This window comes from Chimaeribacter arupi (genome assembly GCF_002858805.1).
Lineage (GTDB): Bacteria > Pseudomonadota > Gammaproteobacteria > Enterobacterales > Enterobacteriaceae > Chimaeribacter > Chimaeribacter arupi.
This window is the reverse complement of sequence record NZ_PJZI01000036.1, coordinates 1-16119: the sequence shown is the minus strand read 5'-3', so window position 1 is coordinate 16119 and position 16119 is coordinate 1. Positions and strand designations below refer to the sequence as shown.

Sequence of the window (16119 nt, the reverse complement as noted above, 5' to 3'; positions counted from 1 at the left end):
CTGTAGACGCCGCCCTTTTCAGAAAATTTTAAGTATTCCGTATGATGGTATACCAACTTTTGACATACAACGAAACCCGGTGCTATACCTCGTCTCACGCCACAGAGAGTTAACATTTCATTTACTTTTGGAGGTTGTTCCATGCATCCGGATATCCGTAAGACACTGGTTTCCACTGAGACGATCTATTCCGACGGCGGCAAGGCAGCCGGCCAGCCGCTGGTAATGATCGCGGCCGCAGCCGTGGTGAAAAACCCGTGGGCCGGGCAAGGCTTCGTTGAAGATCTGGCGCCAAAAATCCGCGAGATGGCCCCGGTGCTTGGCGAGCTGCTGACGGCGTTGATCATCAAAGAGGCCGGGTCGGGCGAGCAGGTTCAGGCGTTCGGCAAAAGTGCCGTGGTGGGGCTGGACGGCGAACTGGAACACGCCTCCGCGCTTATCCACACCCTGCACTTCGGCAACCATTACCGCTCGGCAGTCGAGGGGAAAAGTTACCTGGCGTTCAACAACACCCGCGGCCCGGCCAACTCCCCGATCCTGATCCCGATGATGGGCAAAAACGACGAGGGCAGCCGCGAACACTACCTGACGTTCCAGTTCAACATCAATGATGCCCCTTTCAGTGACGAAATCGTCATTGCGTTGGGCGCTGCGCTGGGCGGCAGGCCACACCACCGTATCGGCAACCGTTACCTTGACCTGAAAGAGTTAGGCCATGATCCGAAAAACCCAGCAGCTGTCTGAGATAAACCTCCGGGTCAGCTATCTGGAAGCGGGCCAGGGCGCGCCGCTGGTGCTGATCCACGGGGTCGGGATGAACGCGGAATCCTGGTATCCGCAGATGGCGGCGCTGAGCCGCCACTTCCGGGTGCTGGCGGTGGACATGCCGGGGCACGGTGAAAGCGAGGGCTTCCGCCACCCCGCCGCCCTGAACGAGTACGTCGCGTGGCTGGCCGCGTTCCTGCGTACCCAGCCGGAGGCGCGTTTTGCCGTGGCGGGTCACTCGATGGGCGCGCTGATCACTGCCGGGCTGGCGATCGACTGCCCGGCGCTGGTGAGCCACGCGGTAGTGATGAGCGGGGTGTTCCGCCGCAGTGACGCGGCCCGCGCCGCCGTCGTGCAGCGCGCCGCTGAACTCGCCGCCGGGCAGGGAGAGATCGACTCGCCGCTGGCGCGCTGGTTCAGTGACGCGCCCGGCGAACAGCCACTGCGCCGCCAGGTGGGCGACTGGCTGCACCGGGTTGACCGGCAAGGCTACGCCTGCGCCTATCAGGCGTTTGCCGGGGGCGACCAGCTCTACGCCGACCGCTGGCAGGCGATCCAGTGCCCGGTACTGGTGCTGACCGGCGAACAGGATGCCAACTCCAGCCCGGCAATGGCCCGGCAGATGGCCCAGGCCGCCCCCCACGGGCAGGCGGTGATTATTGAAAACGCCCGGCACATGGTCACCCTGACAGACGCAGAGCGGGTCAACGCGGAACTTCTGGCGTTTCTCCGCCCTGCCCCTGCACCGGTTGCCCGGCAGACCACACGAGAAGGAGTGACAGATGGACGCAGATAAACGCAGACAATTACGTGACGCTTTCGGCGCTTTTATGACCGGCGTCACCGTCGTGACCACCACGGGTGATCACGGCCAACCGCTTGGCTTTACCGCCAATTCCTTCTCCTCGGTGTCGCTGGAGCCGCCGTTGCTGCTGGTCAGCATTGACAAGCGTTCGGCCAATTTTGCCCAGTTTACCGGCTGCGGCCACTTCGCCATCAATGTGCTCGCCGAGCAGCAGAAAGAGACCTCAAACATTTTTGCGCAGAAAATTGAGGATCGCTTCGCGCTGATCGACTGGCACCCGGCTGCCTCCGGTGCGCCGCTGATTGACGGCAGCTCCGCCTGGTTTGACTGCCGCCTGCATCAGGTGGTGGATGCCGGTGACCACGCCATTTTGATCGGGGAAGTCGGGGCGTTCGGCTCCAGCGGCACCGCCGGGCTGGGTTACTACCGCGGTGCCTATTTCACCCCGTTCCATAATGCCGAATCCCTGATCACCAACCCGGAAGTGGTGGTCAGCGCGCTGATTGAATCCAACGGCCGGGCGGTGATGGTCAGACAGCAGGATGGCGGCTACGCCCTGCCCGCCCGCACCGTCGGCGGCCAGGGCGTCAGTGACACCCTGGCCGCACTGACCCGCGATCTGTCTCTGAACGCCAGCCCCGGCTTTGTCTATTCGATTTACGACGAGCGCCCCAAAAACCGCCAGCACATCGTGTTCCTGTGCGCCCTGCCGACCGATGCCGCAGAGGCACAGCCGCCGCTGCACCAGGCCGAGTGGTATCCCCTGAGCAATCTGGCCGGTTTGCCGATTGCCGACTCCGCCCTGAAATCGCTGATGAACCGTTTTGTCAGGGAACATGCGGTGGGTAATTACGCCATCTATTACGGCGATGAACAACGCGGCAGCCTTAAACATTTCGCCGGCTGAACGCCGTGAGGACGCAACCATGAAACTCTCTTTATTCGTTCATATGGAAAGAATTTCCCCCGATGAGCCGCAGGAAACGCTCTACAACGAGATGATGACGCTGTGTGAAATCGCGGATCGCGGCGGTATGCACGCTATCTGGACGGGTGAGCACCACGGCATGAATTTCACCATCGCCCCCAACCCGTTTATCAACCTGGTGGACATCGCCCACCGGACATCCCGGGTTCGCCTGGGCACCGGCACCGTGGTCGCCCCCTTCAACCACCCGATCCGGCTGGCCGGGGAAGCGGCGATGACTGACCTTATCACCGGCGGGCGGCTGGAGCTGGGCATCGCACGCGGTGCGTACAGCTTCGAATATGAACGCCTGATGCCGGGGCTGACGGCCTGGGAGGCGGGCCAGCGGATGCGTGAGCTGATCCCGGCGGTGCAGAAGCTGTGGCAGGGCGATTACGCCCACCAGGGGGAGTTCTGGTCATTCCCGTCGACCACGTCCGCGCCGCAACCGGCCAAAGACGCCGCACCGCCGATCTGGGTGGCAGCGCGTGACCCGAACAGCCATGAGTTTGCCGTGAAAAATAACTGCAACGTACAGGTGACGCCGCTGCATCAGGGCGAGGAGGAGATTGTCCGGCTGGTGACCTGCTTCAAAGAGGCCTGCCGGGCATTCCCACCGCCTGCCCCGCTGAAAATCATGCTGCTGCAACATGGCTATGTGGCGGAGGATGAGGCCGACGCGCAGCAGGCCGCCACCGAATTTAACCGCTTCTACAACTATTTCGGTGCCTGGTTCAAGAATGAGCGCCCGGTCACGCAGGGGCTGATCCAGCCGCTGACCGACGAGGAGATTGCGGCCAACCGTTACTACTCCGCCGAGGCCATGCGCACCAACCTCGCCATCGGCACCGCCAATGACCTGATCGCCCGCCTGAAACATTATGAGGCGCTGGGCTATGACGAGTTCGCGTTGTGGATCGACAGCGGGATGCCGTTTGCCCGCAAAAAAGCGTCACTGGAGCGTTTTATTCACGGCGTGCTGCCCGAATTTCACTGAGGAACCCTGATGGAATCGTTCAAACTCTATATCGACGGCCGCTTTGAGGCGGGCAGCGCCTGTTTCACCTCGCTGAACCCGGCCACGGAGCAGCCCTGGGCGGAGATTGCCGAAGCGCAGGCAGAGGACGTCAACCGGGCGGTGGCCGCCGCGCACCGCGCTTTCCATGACGAACGCTGGCGCGGCCTCACCGCCGGTGCGCGCGGCAAATTGCTGCTGCGGCTGGCGGATCTGCTGGAGCAGAACGCCGGGGAACTGGCGCGGCTGGAGACGCTCGACACCGGCAAAATCATCCGGGAAACCCGCGCCCAGGTGGCGTATGTCGCGGAGTATTACCGCTATTACGCCGGGCTGGCGGACAAGATGGAGGGGCGCACCCTCAGCATCGACAAACCGGACATGGAAACCTGGGTCACGCGTGAACCCGTGGGCGTGGTCGCGGCGATCATCCCCTGGAACAGCCAGCTGTTTTTATCGGCCGTGAAAATCGGCCCGGCGATCGCCGCCGGCTGCACGCTGGTGGTCAAGGCCGCGGAAACCGCCCCGGCCCCGCTGCTGGCGTTTGCGCGCCTGATCGACGAAGCCGGGTTCCCGCCCGGCGTCTGTAACATCATTACCGGCTTCGCCGCGACGTGCGGCACGGTGCTGACCACCCACCCGCTGGTGGACCACATCGCCTTTACCGGCGGCCCGGAAACGGCAAAAAGCATCATCCGCAACAGTGCGGAAAACCTGGCGCGCACCTCGCTGGAGCTGGGCGGCAAATCACCGTTTATCGTGTTTGAGGATGCTGACCTGGAGAGCGCCGCCAATGCGCAGGTCGCGGCGATCTTCTCCGCCTCGGGCCAGAGCTGCGTGGCCGGCTCCCGGCTGCTGGTGGCAGAAAGCATCAAAGACGCGTTTCTCGAGGCGCTGACGCAGAAGGTGCGCAACATTGTGATTGGCTGCCCGCAGCAGCCGGAGACCCAGTTCGGCCCGCTCTGCACCCCCCAGCAAAAAACGCGCATCCACCAGCGGGTCACGCAGTCACTGGAACAGGGCGCGCGGCTGGTCACCGGCCATTACGACCTGGATCGCCCCGGTTATTACTACCCGCCAACCATCCTCGACTGCTCGGCCCAGCCGCAGGCCGTGTGCGTGACGGAGGAACTGTTCGGCCCGGTACTCTCGGTGCTGACCTTCCGTGATGAGGCCGAAGCGGTGCGCCTGGCGAATGACACCGGGTATGGGCTGGCGGCCGGGGTGTTTACCCAGAACCTGACCCGCGCCCACCGCGTGACGCGCCGGCTGCGCACCGGCGTGGTGTGGCTCAACACCTACCGGGCGGTCTCCCCGCTGGCCCCCTTTGGCGGCTACGGCAAATCGGGCTTTGGCCGTGAAGGCGGCATGGACGCGGCGCTGGAGTACACCACCACCAAAACCGTCTGGTTACGCACCAGTGATGCGCCGATAGATGACCCGTTTGTGATGCGCTGACCCAGTGCGCAGGGCGGCGCGCCCCCGCCGCCCGCGTTATGCGTTTCAGGACGACACCGCCAGCCTGTTTCTGACGTCATCACCTGTTAAGGCAACCCTCGCCGGTTGTCAGGATGGCTGTGGGCTTTTTTCAGGGAATACCGCCTTACACCCGCTGTTTACACGCTGAAATCCTGATTTCCCGGAGGTTAGAATGAGTGCCCAGCCAGACCAGAAACGGTTAATTGAAAACAAGTCTGTTGATTACGTCCCGGCGTCAGAGCGCCACGGCCGCTCACGCAGCCTCTTTACGCTCTGGTTCTGCACCAACATTGCACCGCTGGCGGTGGTCACCGGGGCGATGGCCAGCCAGACGTTCCACCTCAGTATTGCCTCGGCGCTGACGGCGATTATCGCCGGGCACCTGTTCGGCGGGATTTTCCTGGCCCTGACGTCGGCACAGGGGCCGCAGGTGGGCATTCCGCAAATGGTACAGAGCCGGGCGCAGTTCGGCCGTTACGGTTCGCTGCTGGTGATTATCTTCGCCACCGTGATTTACCTCGGCTTCTTTATCTCCAATATTTCCCTGTCCGGGCGGGTGATTAACAATGTCATCCCGGCGTTGCCGCTCCCGGCCGCCACGCTCACCGGGGCAGTGGTCGCGACGCTGATTGGCGTGGTGGGGTACCACTTTATCCACCATATCAACAAGGTAGGTGCCTGGGTGATGGGCGCGGCGCTGCTGGGCGGGCTTTTGCTGATGCTGACCCAGCCGCTGCCGGCCGATTTCTGGCAGCGCGGCAGCGTCACCCCCGGCGGCTGGTTTGCCACCTTCTGCATCGGCGCGGTGTGGCAAATCAGCTTTTCGCCCTACACCTCTGACTATTCACGCTACCTGCCGGCCAGCGCCGGCATTGCGCGGCCGTTCCTCTGCACCTATCTGGGGGCGTGCTGCGGCACTATCCTGGCGTTTGTGTTCGGGCTGGTGGCGGTTAACCTGGTGCCCGGCAGCGATGCAATGGCCTCCGTCCGGCAGGCGACCGGCTGGCTCGGGCCGGTGCTGATGGGGCTGTTTTTGGTCAACATCATCTGCCATAACTCCATGAACCTGTATGGCGCGGTGCTCTCGCTGATTACCGCCGTCCAGACGTTCCGCCCGCACTGGACGCCGGATGCGCGTGTCCGGGTGCTGTTCTCCACGCTGGTGCTGGCAGGCTCGGTGCTGACGGCCCTGGCGGCTTCCGCCCACTTCGTCACCTTTTTCCTGAACCTGATCCTGGCGTTGATCGCCGTGCTTATCCCGTGGAGCGTGATTAACCTGATCGATTTCTACCTGATCAATAAACAGCGCTATGACATCCCCTCGATTTTCAGCGCGGACGGCGGGCGTTACGGGCGGGTCAACACCCGCGCCTTGCTGGTCTATTTCGGTGGGATTGTGGTGCAGGTGCCGTTTGTGGAGAACGCCTTTTTCACCGGCCCCTATGCCAACCTGATCCCAGGGGTGGATATCTCCTGGATTATCAGCCTGGTGGTGACCAGCATCGCCTACCCGCTGTTCCACAGCCGCCATGATGTGCGGGTGCCCAGCGGCCGGGCGAGCAAAGCCTGAGAGCCGCCCCGCCCGGCTTTCCGCCCCGGCCATGCCTCTGCCCTTTGGCGGGGGCTTTTTTCAGCCCGCCGGCTTCTTTTTCCCGCTGGCTAAAGTTTCGGCAAAAACCCACCGATAACTTACCAGCAGGACGTTTATGTACAGGATGTCGCCTATGTGATAGCGCAACGCCGGGAGTGCCATAATGGCCGGAAAAGTACGACAGAAACACCCCATGAGTACCCGCACACAGATGCTGCTCACGGGCGCGTTAACCATCACCCTTGGGTTTGTGGTCACCATTGGTGTGCTGAGCTGGCAGTCAGGCCGCGAGCAAAAATTGCTGGCCGGGCAGTACCTGCAACAGATCGCCCAGTCCAGCGCCCTGCAAATCCAGCAGGAGCTGAGCTATGCCAGGGATGTGGCGCACAACCTGGGCCAGAGCCTGATCGCCCTGCCCGCCGCCGGGATAAAAGAGCGCGCCGCCGCCGATAAGCTGACGGAATACGCCCTGCGGGATAACCCTGATTACCTGTCGATGTCCGTGATTTTCGAACAGGATGCCTTCGACGGGCGCGACGCCGAGTTCGCCGCCCTGCCCGGCCAGGCACCGAACGGCCGCTACGCCTGGTTTGTCGACAAAAACCAGGCGGGCCAGTACGCGATGCACCCGCTGCTCTCCTATGCCACGCCCGGCCAGGGCGACTACTATCTGGTGCCGCAAAAGAGCCGCAAAGATACCCTCACCGAACCCTACACCTACGCCTATAACGGTGTGCCGACGCTGCTGACTTCCGTTTCGTCGCCGATCGTCAGTGACGGCAAACTCTGGGCGGTGGTCGCCTCCGACATCTCGCTGGCGTCGTTGCAGAAAAAAGTCGATCAGATAAAACCCTGGGAAGGCAGCGGCTACGCCATGCTGCTTTCGCATGGCGGCAAAGTGGTCTCCCACCCGGATAAAACGTTAGCGGGTAAAGTCTGGCCCGGCCGGGCCGATAACTTCACCGCGGACATCGTGCAACAACATGACGCGCGGCTGGACGAAGAGGTGATGGTGACCTGGCAACCGGTCACCATCGGCAACAGCGACCAGCCGTGGTACCTCGGCGTGGTGGTGCCGGTCAGCCAGGTGATGGCGGCCGCCAACCGGCAGTTAACCAATGCCGTGATCCTGATGGTGGTGAGCATCCTGCTGGTGAGCGCGCTGCTTGGGGTAATTTTCAGCCGCAAAGTGCTGCGGCCGATCGGCGGCGAGCCGTTGCAGGCTGCCACCATTGCGCTGGCGGTTGCGGAAGGCAAGCTGGATAACGCCATCCCGGTCAGTGCCGGTGACCGCAGCAGCCTGTTTTTTGCCCTGCACACCATGCAGGCGCAGTTGCGCGGTATTGTCGGCCAGCTGAAAGAGGCCAGCGACTCGGTGCGCCAGGGCGCAGGCGAGATTGCCGGCGGCAACCTGGATCTCGCCTCCCGCACGGAACAGCAGGCCGCCGCGCTGGAGGAGACCGCCGCCAGCATGGAGCAGATCACTGCCACCGTGAAACATAACGCCGCGAACACGCACCAGGCCACGGTATTGACGGAGAACGCCACCCGCATCGCCGGGCGCGGCGAGCTGCTGGTGAACCAGGTGGTGGAGACGATGACGCAGATTGATGACAGCGCCCGGAAAATCGGCGACATCACGGCGATCATCAACAGCATCGCGTTCCAGACCAATATCCTGGCGCTGAACGCTGCGGTGGAGGCCGCACGGGCCGGTGAACAGGGGCGCGGCTTCGCCGTGGTGGCCTCTGAAGTACGCAACCTGGCGCAACGCAGCGCCACCGCCGCCACCGAGATCGCCGCGCTGATTGAAGAGTCCGGCCGCCGCGTCGGCAGCGGGGTGCAACTGGTGCACGATACCGGCAACACCATGCAGGAGATGACCCAGGCCGTCACGTCCATGCAGAGCATTATCAACGAGATCGCCACCGCCTCGGACGAACAGGCCAAGGGCATCAGCCAGGTGACGCTGGCGGTCAACGAGATGGACGGCACCACCCAGCAAAACGCCGCCCTGGTGCAGGAGATGTCTGCCGCAGCCAGCTCGCTGGAGGCGCAGGCGCAACAGCTCGCCCAGACAGTAGAGCAGTTCCGGTTGTCGGCCCAGCCTGCGTAACCGGCAACCGGATCGGTAGCTTGTCTGCGTGACAACGCGGCCACCCTGTCAGGTGGCCGCTTTTTTGTGCATGTGCGCCGGGCCGGTGATGCCTGCGTAACGGTTTTTGCCGGAACGCGTTATGCTGGGGGATACGCCTCCTTTAACACAAATTATCTTTCCGGAGACAATGTTGGCCCTATTCCGTAACCGGTCCCCTGAACGCATCATGCGCGCGTGTTTGATGATTATCAGCGCGGCGGTGCTGTTCACCGGCACCTGGTCGCTCTGGCACTCCTGGCACGGCACCGTGCAGGATGCCGAGAAGGACGCGAAAAACCAGTCGCTGTCGCTCTCGCGGCAGGCGCAGGATACCTTTTTACAGGTGGAACTCACCCTGGAGGAGCTGGCGCGCAACGCAGACGCGATGTTTGCCGCGCCGTCCCATTTTGCCGGGCCGGGCGGGCTGCTGGCCATGCAGAAGAGCAAACTGCCGCAGCTGAATGGGCTGTTCGTCTATGACGCGCAGGGGCGCTGGGTCACCACGACCGCGAAACACGTGCCGCCGCGGGCCAATAATGCTGACCGGGAATATTTTATCTGGCACCGTGAGCATAACGACGCGCTGATCCACGTCGGGCATGTGATCCGCAGCCGCTCCAGTGGGGAGCTGATCATCCCGGTGTCTCTGCGTCTGAATGATGCGCAGGGGGCGTTCCGCGGCGTGGTGCTGGGCACGGTGAGGGTCGATTTTTTCCGCCACTTTTATGGCTGGTATGAGCAGGGGCCGAACGATCTGCTCGGGCTGCTGCACGCTGACGGCACCATCCTTTATATGCGCCCCTTCCCGGACAGCGTGATTAACCGCAGCCTGGCGCACAGCCCGCTGTTTACCCGCCTGCTGAAAAGTGCGCTCACCGGCACCCGCACCTGGAAAAACCGGGTGGACGGCGTAACGCGCCTGACGGGCTATGCCCGGCTGGAGCGCTACCCACTGGTGGCGGTGGCCGGTTATGACCGTAATGCCTTACAGCGCACCTGGTTCAGCAATAATGCGGTGATCATCATCCTGAACGGCCTGCTGCTGTTGCTGGTGATCGTGCTGGGCCTGCTGGGGTTGAGGCAGTTCAACACCACCTTGCGTAAACAGCGTGAGCTGCTGGAAGTGCGTGACGAGCTGACGCGGGTCAACCATACCTTGCAGGATCTGGCGCTGGTGGACGGCCTGACCGGCATCGGCAACCGCCGCCAGTTCGATTTTTATCTGGAGCAGTGCCTGCTGCGTGCGAAAGGGTCCGGGTTGCCGGTGTCGCTGGTGATGCTGGACATCGACTTTTTCAAAAACTACAACGATGCCTTTGGCCATGTTGCCGGTGACGAATGCCTGAGGCAGGTCGCGGAGATCCTCGACCACCTGCCGCGCCGCGGTGCCGACCGGGTAACCCGCTACGGCGGCGAAGAGTTCGCGCTGATCCTGCCGGGCACCGGCGCCGATGAAGCCAGACAGGTGGCGAAACGCGCACTGGCGGCCCTGCGCCGGGCGGCCCTGCCGCACAGCGCCAGCCCGTTGCCGGAAAAAATCGTCACCCTGAGCGGCGGCGTCAGCACCGCCCACCCCGGCGGCAGCGCCGATGAGCTGAAACGGGCGGCCGATGCCGCGCTCTATCAGGCCAAACGCGCCGGCCGTAACCGGATTATGGGTGCCGGGGTGGCGTCAGAGGAGGAACCGTGCTTCAGGGGCTGAACCACCTTACGCTGGCCGTTTCAGATCTGGCTGCCAGTATGCGTTTTTACCACGGGCTGTTAGGCCTGGAGATTCAGGCGCACTGGGAGAACGGCGCTTACCTGAGTTGCGGTCCGTTATGGTTGTGTCTCTCTTATGATGCGGCCCGCCGTCCGGTCGCTGCGGGAAACAGCGATTATACCCACTACGCGTTTACGATAGCGGAACAGGATTTCACGCCTTTCACTGAACGTCTGCGCACTGCCGGGGTAGTCATCTGGAAAGAAAACCGCAGTGAAGGGGAGTCCTTTTATTTCCTCGACCCCGATGGTCATAAACTGGAAATCCATGTCGGCAGCCTGGCCCAACGACTGGCGGCCTGCCGTCAGTCGCCGTATGCCGGGATGGTGTTTAAGGATGAGCCATAAAATCCGCCCGGCATGATGCCAGCAGTATCCAGCGCCAGCCGGGCCGTGTTGACCGCTTACCCCTCACTGAACTGCGGGATTTCCTCAATCCGGGTAAACAGGGTCAGCCCCAGTGATTGCCCGAGGCGCACATCCTTATCTGCCCCCGCTGATGCGCCGGGGAGGCGCAGGATCGCATCACAATGGCCGATCAACCGGTGCGCCACCGGGTAGAGGAACGCTTCGCTGATCTCATCCCCAATCCGGGTTGACCCGGCCGTCTGCGCCAGCGGCAGCGCCAGCCATTCGCCAATCACCGGCGTATGCCCGCGTTGGTAAACCGCCAGCGCCGCCTGCGCCAGTTTCGCCAGGTTTTCGTTAATCTGCGCGAGCGAACCGTCAGTGCCGCTTCTGACCGGGCCGGCAATCAGGATCATCATTCTTTTCATTATCATCTCCTAGAGCTTCGCATGAATTGCAAGGTAGTGAAGCAACATGATGGTTTTGGCATCCATGATGTCGCCGGTGTCGATCGCCTTCAGGGCGCGTTCAAACGGCCACTCCAGCACCTCGATGTCTTCGCCCTCCTCTATCACGCCGCCGCCCTCCCCGCGGCGATGGCGCGCCGTGTATTCGCCGATGAAAAAGTAGAGCTTTTCCGTCACGGAGCCGGGGCTCATATAGGCCTCGAACACTTTCTCGACCTTTGTGATTTGAAAACCGGTCTCCTCTTCCGCCTCCGCCATTACCCGCGCTTCCGGCGAGGCGTTATCCAGCAGCCCAGCCGCCGCCTCAATCAAAAAGCCGGAATGGCCGTTGATATACACCGGAAAACGGAACTGCCGGGTCAGCACCACAGTGCGTTGGGCCTTGTTGTATAACAGGATCACCGCGCCGTTGCCGCGGTCATACGCTTCCCGGCTCTGCGTCTGCCAGGTGCCGTCGCGGCGCAAAAAGTCGAATGTGTAGGTTTTCAGGGTGTACCAGTTGTCAGATAACAGGGTTTCCCGGATGTGACGAACGCGCTGACAATCTTTTTCCATAGTGCAGGCCTCATAAGGGGTGACAAAAAACACGCTATCATGCACAATCGTGCAATATCAAGAAAATTCGTGAAGGATAAATGATGCTCGCCAGCCAACGGAAACAACAGATTTTGCAGATTCTCGCCGAAGAAAAACAGGTGCTCTCCTCAGAACTTAGCCAACGATTTGGGCTGTCTGAGGACTCTATCCGCCGTGATCTCAGGGAATTGGCAGCCGAAGGGCTGGTGCAGCGGGTGCACGGCGGCGCGCTGCCGGTGTCTGCCGCCCTGGCACCGTTCGATGTAAGAAAAAGCGTGCAGATAAACTCAAAACGTGCAGTGGCGAAAAGGGCCGCCAGCCTGATTCAGCCGGGCCAGGTGGTGCTGATGGATGGCGGTACCACCACGGAAGAGATGATCACTTTCCTGCCGCCGGATCTCGCCATTACGGTGGTCACCCACAGCCCAAGTATTGCCGTCGGGCTGGTCAGCCACCCGTCAGTTGAGGTGATCCTTATCGGCGGAACGCTGTTTAAACATTCGGTGGTGACGATGGGGGCATCTGTGCTGGAGGCTACCCGCCGGATAAATGCCGATCTGTTCTTTATGGGTGTCACCGGCGTGCACAAAACGGCCGGGTTCACCACCGGGAACTACGAGGAGGCGGGCATCAAACGGGCGCTTTCCGGGCGGGCCGCCGAAACGGTGGTGATGGCCTCACAGGAAAAAATCAATTCCGCCTCCCCGTTCGCCATCGGGGATCTCGCGTTGGCCGCTACGTTAGTGGTGGATACTGAGCTGGAACCAGAGATGGAGGCCGCCCTGGCCCGGCAACAGGTAGCGGTAATCCACGCCGATTAATGAAATTTTCTCATGACACCATTCTTCTTCCGGCACTTACGCTTTGCCGGTGTTTTTCCTATGCTTTTGTTCAGCTAAACACTCTGCTTATTCTGCTGACAGGAGATTCATCATGACGAAAATTTATCAGGCGGGTTCCCAGGCCTCGTATGCCGGGCCGGAAGAGTGGTTTACCGGCACCGTGCGGGTTGACCCGCTGTTTGCCGCTGAGGAACCGGCGCGCACCAGCGGCGGCAGCGTCACCTTTGAACCCGGCGCGCGTACCGCCTGGCACACCCACCCGCTGGGCCAGACGCTGATTGTCACCGCCGGGTTTGGCTATGTGCAGACCTGGGGCGAGCCGGCCCGCGAAATCCGCCCTGGGGATGTGGTCTGCATCCCGCCGCATGAGAAGCACTGGCACGGTGCCTCGGCCACCACGGCCCTGACCCACATCGCGCTACAGGAAGCGCAGGACGGCAAGGCAGTGGAGTGGCTGGAAAAAGTCACCGATGAACAATACGGTGGTCAATAAGCCTTTTTTCCCGGTAACCCTTATCACCCAGGAGGACGCGATTGGCGCGGGAAAACCTTAACGATCTGACAGCCTTTGTCACCCTCGCCCGTGAGAAGAGTTTTACCCGGGCCGCCGCGCAACTGGGGGTCTCGCAGTCGGCGTTAAGCCACAGCCTGCGTACCCTGGAAACGCGGTTGGGCATCCGGTTGCTGACCCGTACTACCCGCAGCGTGTCGCTGACGGATGCCGGTGAACATCTGCTGAACGATCTGGGGCCGTACATTGACGGCATCCAGGACACCTTGCAGTCGCTTAAGGATCTCAACGGCACACCGTCCGGCACCATCCGCATCTCCACTTCTGATTACGCCATCAATACCGTGATCTGGCCGAAAGTGCGGGGGTTATTGCGCGACTACCCGGAGATCCATCTGGAGCTGATTGATGACTATGCGCTGACCGATATTGTCTCCAACCGGTTTGATGCCGGTACGCGGCTGGGCGAGCAAATTACCAACGGCATGGTGTCGGTGAAAATCGGGCCGGATGTCCGCTTTGCGGTGGTCGGCGCGCCCGGCTATTTCACGCAGCACCCGGTGCCTGAACACCCTAACGATCTGCTGCAACATACCTGCATTAATCTGCGCTTTCCTACCCACGGCAATCTGTATGTCTGGGAGTTTGAAAAAGACGGCAAAAGCGTCAATGTGAAAGTGGAAGGCCAACTGGTGTTCAGCCGGATTTACCAGAACCTGTCTGCCGCGCTGGAGGGGTTCGGGCTGGCGCATGTGCCGCGTGACATCGCCGAACCCTACATTGCCCGCGGGGAACTGGTCAGCGTGCTGGAGGACTGGTGCCCCTATTGGGACGGCTATTACCTCTATTACCCGAGCCGCCGCCAGCCCTCAAAAGCCTTCAGCCTGCTGCTGAATGCGTTGCGCTTCTACCAGTAACGCCTTGTACATTAACCGGCATCGCGCCGGTTAACGGCCTCAGCACACGCTGGGTTACTGGGTGTACTGTGCGTCACTCACCTTTTCCAGCCAGGCCACGGCCTCTCCTTCCGGCGTTGCCTCCTGGATCGCCAGATGCACCATGCCTGTTTTGTCTGTCGCGCCGTGCCAGTGTTTCACGCCCGGCGGGCAGTGCACCACATCCCCCGCGCGAAGGGTCTTTTTCTCACCACCCCATGCCTGCACCCAGCCGGTGCCGGAAGTGACGACCAGCGTTTGCCCGAGCGGGTGGGTATGCCACGCCGAACGCGCGCCCGGCTCAAAGGTGACATACGCGCCGGTGGCGCGCTGCGGCGGCACCGGCGAAGTGAACAGCGGATCAACCCAGACACGGCCGGTAAAATTCGCCGCTGGCCCTGGGACAGAGGCGCGGTCTTCACTTTTTGTCAGGCGCATCTGGGTCGCTTCGGTCTCCACGGCCTGGGCAGGCAGGGCAAAGGCCAGCATCAGGGGCACGGCGGCAGGGGTAAAACGCATCATCAAGGCATCTCCTGTTTCAGCATGGAAAAGGTGGGCAGTCGGGTGCTGAACGTGGGAACGTTCTGCGCAGCCTTACAGGGAGGGTATCGGGCAGCGACGGGCCAGAGAAGGGGCGGATCGTGATAACTGTTATGAATAAAACCGATAACACGCCCCGATTCATGCGCTTACTTCATAACTGCCAGCAAATTATCGCTATATTCTGCTGAGTCACCCCTGACTACACTATGCCTCTTATATCCATTATGTTGGCCGGCGCGGCTTGCCTGCGTCCGGCGATGTTTATTCCAGGAGAATGATGACGATGTCAGTCACAACTGAGGCGACGCGCCCGCGCCAGATGTGGAGCGCCGTCGGGGCGATGACGCTCTGTGTTGCCATGCTTATTGCCTCTGAATTTATGCCGGTGAGCCTGCTGACGCCGATTGCCCGGGATCTCCATGCCACACAGGGCATGGCCGGGCAGGCGATTTCGGTATCCGGGTTGTTTGCCGTGCTGACCAGCCTGCTGATCGCGCCGCTTGCCGGGCGGTTTGATCGCCGCCACATCCTGATGCTGATGACCTTACTGATGATGGCCTCGCTGGTGCTGATCGCCCTGGCCCCCAGTTTTGGGGTGCTGATGGCGGCACGCGCCTTTCTCGGGATGGCGGTAGGCGGTTTCTGGGCGCTCTCGACCGCCACGGTGTTGCAACTGGTGCCTGAACCGCTGGTGCCGAAAGCACTGGGCATGATCTATATGGGCAATGCGGTGGCGACGGCATTCGCCGCCCCGGCCGGGGCCTATCTGGGGGCGGTGATCGGCTGGCGCGCAGTATTCTGGGGGCTGGTGCCGATGGTGGTGGCGAACCTGCTGTGGCAGTGGGTCAGCCTGCCGGCGATGCCGCCGCGCGCCGGCATTCCGCTGTCACGGGTATTCAGCCTGCTGAAACGCCGCCATGTCGGGTTTGGCATGCTGGCGATTATGCTGACCTTCGCCGGGGCGTTTGCCTCGTTCACTTACCTGCGGCCTTTCCTGGAAACAGAAACCGGTGCCGCGCCGGAACAGCTCTCCCTGCTGCTGCTGGGGCTGGGCGCTGCCGGATTCGCCGGCACCTATATTGCCGGGCAGTTACTGGCGCGGGATCACCTGTTGCAACTGCTGCGCGGTTTGCCGGTGCTGCTGGCGCTGGCCACCGCGGGCCTGTTGCTGATGGGGCATTTTGTGCCGGGCGTGGCGGTGATGATGATCCTCTGGGGCGGCATTAATGCCGCGATCCCGGTCTGCTGGTCTACCTGGCTGTCCCGCGCCCTGCGTGACGAACCGGAAAGCGGCGGCGGGCTGATGGTCGCCTGTATCCAGCTTGCCATTATGCTGGGCGGTGCGCTGGGCGGCCTGCTGCTCGACCATTTCTCCAT

The 16119-nt window shown here is 62.0% G+C and carries 16 protein-coding genes; 13 read left to right on the top strand and 3 right to left on the bottom strand.

Annotated elements, in window-relative coordinates:
- Positions 1 to 141: 141 nt before the first annotated feature.
- The 9 genes from CYR52_RS18220 (at position 142) to fos (ending at position 10868) form a co-directional block, all read left to right on the top strand.
- Complete coding sequence (locus tag CYR52_RS18220; protein ID WP_101829126.1) at positions 142 to 744, top strand: amino acid synthesis family protein; 603 nt, start codon at positions 142 to 144, stop codon at positions 742 to 744.
- Positions 716 to 1561, top strand: coding sequence for an alpha/beta fold hydrolase (locus CYR52_RS18215; protein ID WP_101829125.1), 846 nt, complete (start codon positions 716 to 718; stop codon positions 1559 to 1561). Before CYR52_RS18220 ends, CYR52_RS18215 begins: the two co-directional genes overlap by 29 nt.
- On the top strand, positions 1548 to 2477 hold the full coding sequence (locus CYR52_RS18210; RefSeq protein ID WP_101829124.1) for a flavin reductase: 930 nt from the start codon (positions 1548 to 1550) through the stop codon (positions 2475 to 2477). The genes CYR52_RS18215 and CYR52_RS18210 overlap by 14 nt, the downstream gene beginning before the upstream one ends.
- 19 nt (positions 2478 to 2496) lie before the next feature.
- On the top strand, positions 2497 to 3534 hold the full coding sequence (locus CYR52_RS18205; RefSeq protein ID WP_072929661.1) for an LLM class flavin-dependent oxidoreductase: 1038 nt from the start codon (positions 2497 to 2499) through the stop codon (positions 3532 to 3534).
- A gap of 9 nt (positions 3535 to 3543) precedes the next feature.
- Positions 3544 to 5010, top strand: coding sequence for an aldehyde dehydrogenase (locus tag CYR52_RS18200; RefSeq protein WP_101829123.1), 1467 nt, complete (start codon positions 3544 to 3546; stop codon positions 5008 to 5010).
- 193 nt (positions 5011 to 5203) lie between these two features.
- Positions 5204 to 6601: a purine-cytosine permease family protein gene (locus CYR52_RS18195; RefSeq protein ID WP_101829122.1), complete on the top strand. Its 1398-nt coding sequence runs from the start codon at positions 5204 to 5206 to the stop codon at positions 6599 to 6601.
- Between the two features lie 214 nt (positions 6602 to 6815).
- A complete protein-coding gene (locus CYR52_RS18190) occupies positions 6816 to 8738 on the top strand; it encodes a methyl-accepting chemotaxis protein (RefSeq protein ID WP_394853988.1) in 1923 nt (640 codons plus the stop codon).
- Positions 8739 to 8961: 223 nt separating this feature from the next.
- Positions 8962 to 10461: a GGDEF domain-containing protein gene (locus CYR52_RS18185; RefSeq protein WP_241522430.1), complete on the top strand. Its 1500-nt coding sequence runs from the start codon at positions 8962 to 8964 to the stop codon at positions 10459 to 10461.
- On the top strand, positions 10446 to 10868 hold the full coding sequence (gene fos / locus CYR52_RS18180) for a fosfomycin resistance glutathione transferase (protein ID WP_101829120.1): 423 nt from the start codon (positions 10446 to 10448) through the stop codon (positions 10866 to 10868). The genes CYR52_RS18185 and fos overlap by 16 nt, the downstream gene beginning before the upstream one ends.
- 56 nt (positions 10869 to 10924) lie before the next feature.
- Here fos and CYR52_RS18175 read toward each other — a convergent pair whose 3' ends face one another.
- Positions 10925 to 11296 (bottom strand): NUDIX hydrolase, encoded by a 372-nt coding sequence (locus CYR52_RS18175; RefSeq protein ID WP_101829119.1) that lies wholly within the window; start codon positions 11294 to 11296, stop codon positions 10925 to 10927.
- Positions 11297 to 11305: 9 nt separating this feature from the next.
- Entirely contained in the window at positions 11306 to 11890 is a 585-nt protein-coding gene (locus CYR52_RS18170) for an NUDIX hydrolase (RefSeq protein WP_101829140.1), read from the bottom strand.
- 83 nt (positions 11891 to 11973) lie between these two features.
- Here CYR52_RS18170 and CYR52_RS18165 point away from each other — a divergent pair, with 83 nt between their 5' ends.
- The 3 genes from CYR52_RS18165 (at position 11974) to CYR52_RS18155 (ending at position 14181) form a co-directional block, all read left to right on the top strand.
- Positions 11974 to 12732, top strand: coding sequence for a DeoR/GlpR family DNA-binding transcription regulator (locus CYR52_RS18165; RefSeq protein WP_072929549.1), 759 nt, complete (start codon positions 11974 to 11976; stop codon positions 12730 to 12732).
- 112 nt (positions 12733 to 12844) lie between these two features.
- Positions 12845 to 13246, top strand: coding sequence for a (R)-mandelonitrile lyase (locus CYR52_RS18160; RefSeq protein WP_072929547.1), 402 nt, complete (start codon positions 12845 to 12847; stop codon positions 13244 to 13246).
- 41 nt (positions 13247 to 13287) lie between these two features.
- A complete protein-coding gene (locus CYR52_RS18155; protein WP_101829118.1) occupies positions 13288 to 14181 on the top strand; it encodes a LysR family transcriptional regulator in 894 nt (297 codons plus the stop codon).
- Between the two features lie 54 nt (positions 14182 to 14235).
- Here CYR52_RS18155 and CYR52_RS18150 read toward each other — a convergent pair whose 3' ends face one another.
- Entirely contained in the window at positions 14236 to 14718 is a 483-nt protein-coding gene (locus tag CYR52_RS18150) for a (R)-mandelonitrile lyase (RefSeq protein ID WP_206602314.1), read from the bottom strand.
- A gap of 307 nt (positions 14719 to 15025) precedes the next feature.
- On the opposite strand from CYR52_RS18150, the gene CYR52_RS18145 reads away from it, so the two are divergent.
- Positions 15026 to 16119, top strand: a 1094-nt coding sequence (locus CYR52_RS18145; RefSeq protein WP_206605022.1) for an MFS transporter, incomplete at its 3' end; no start/stop codon positions are given.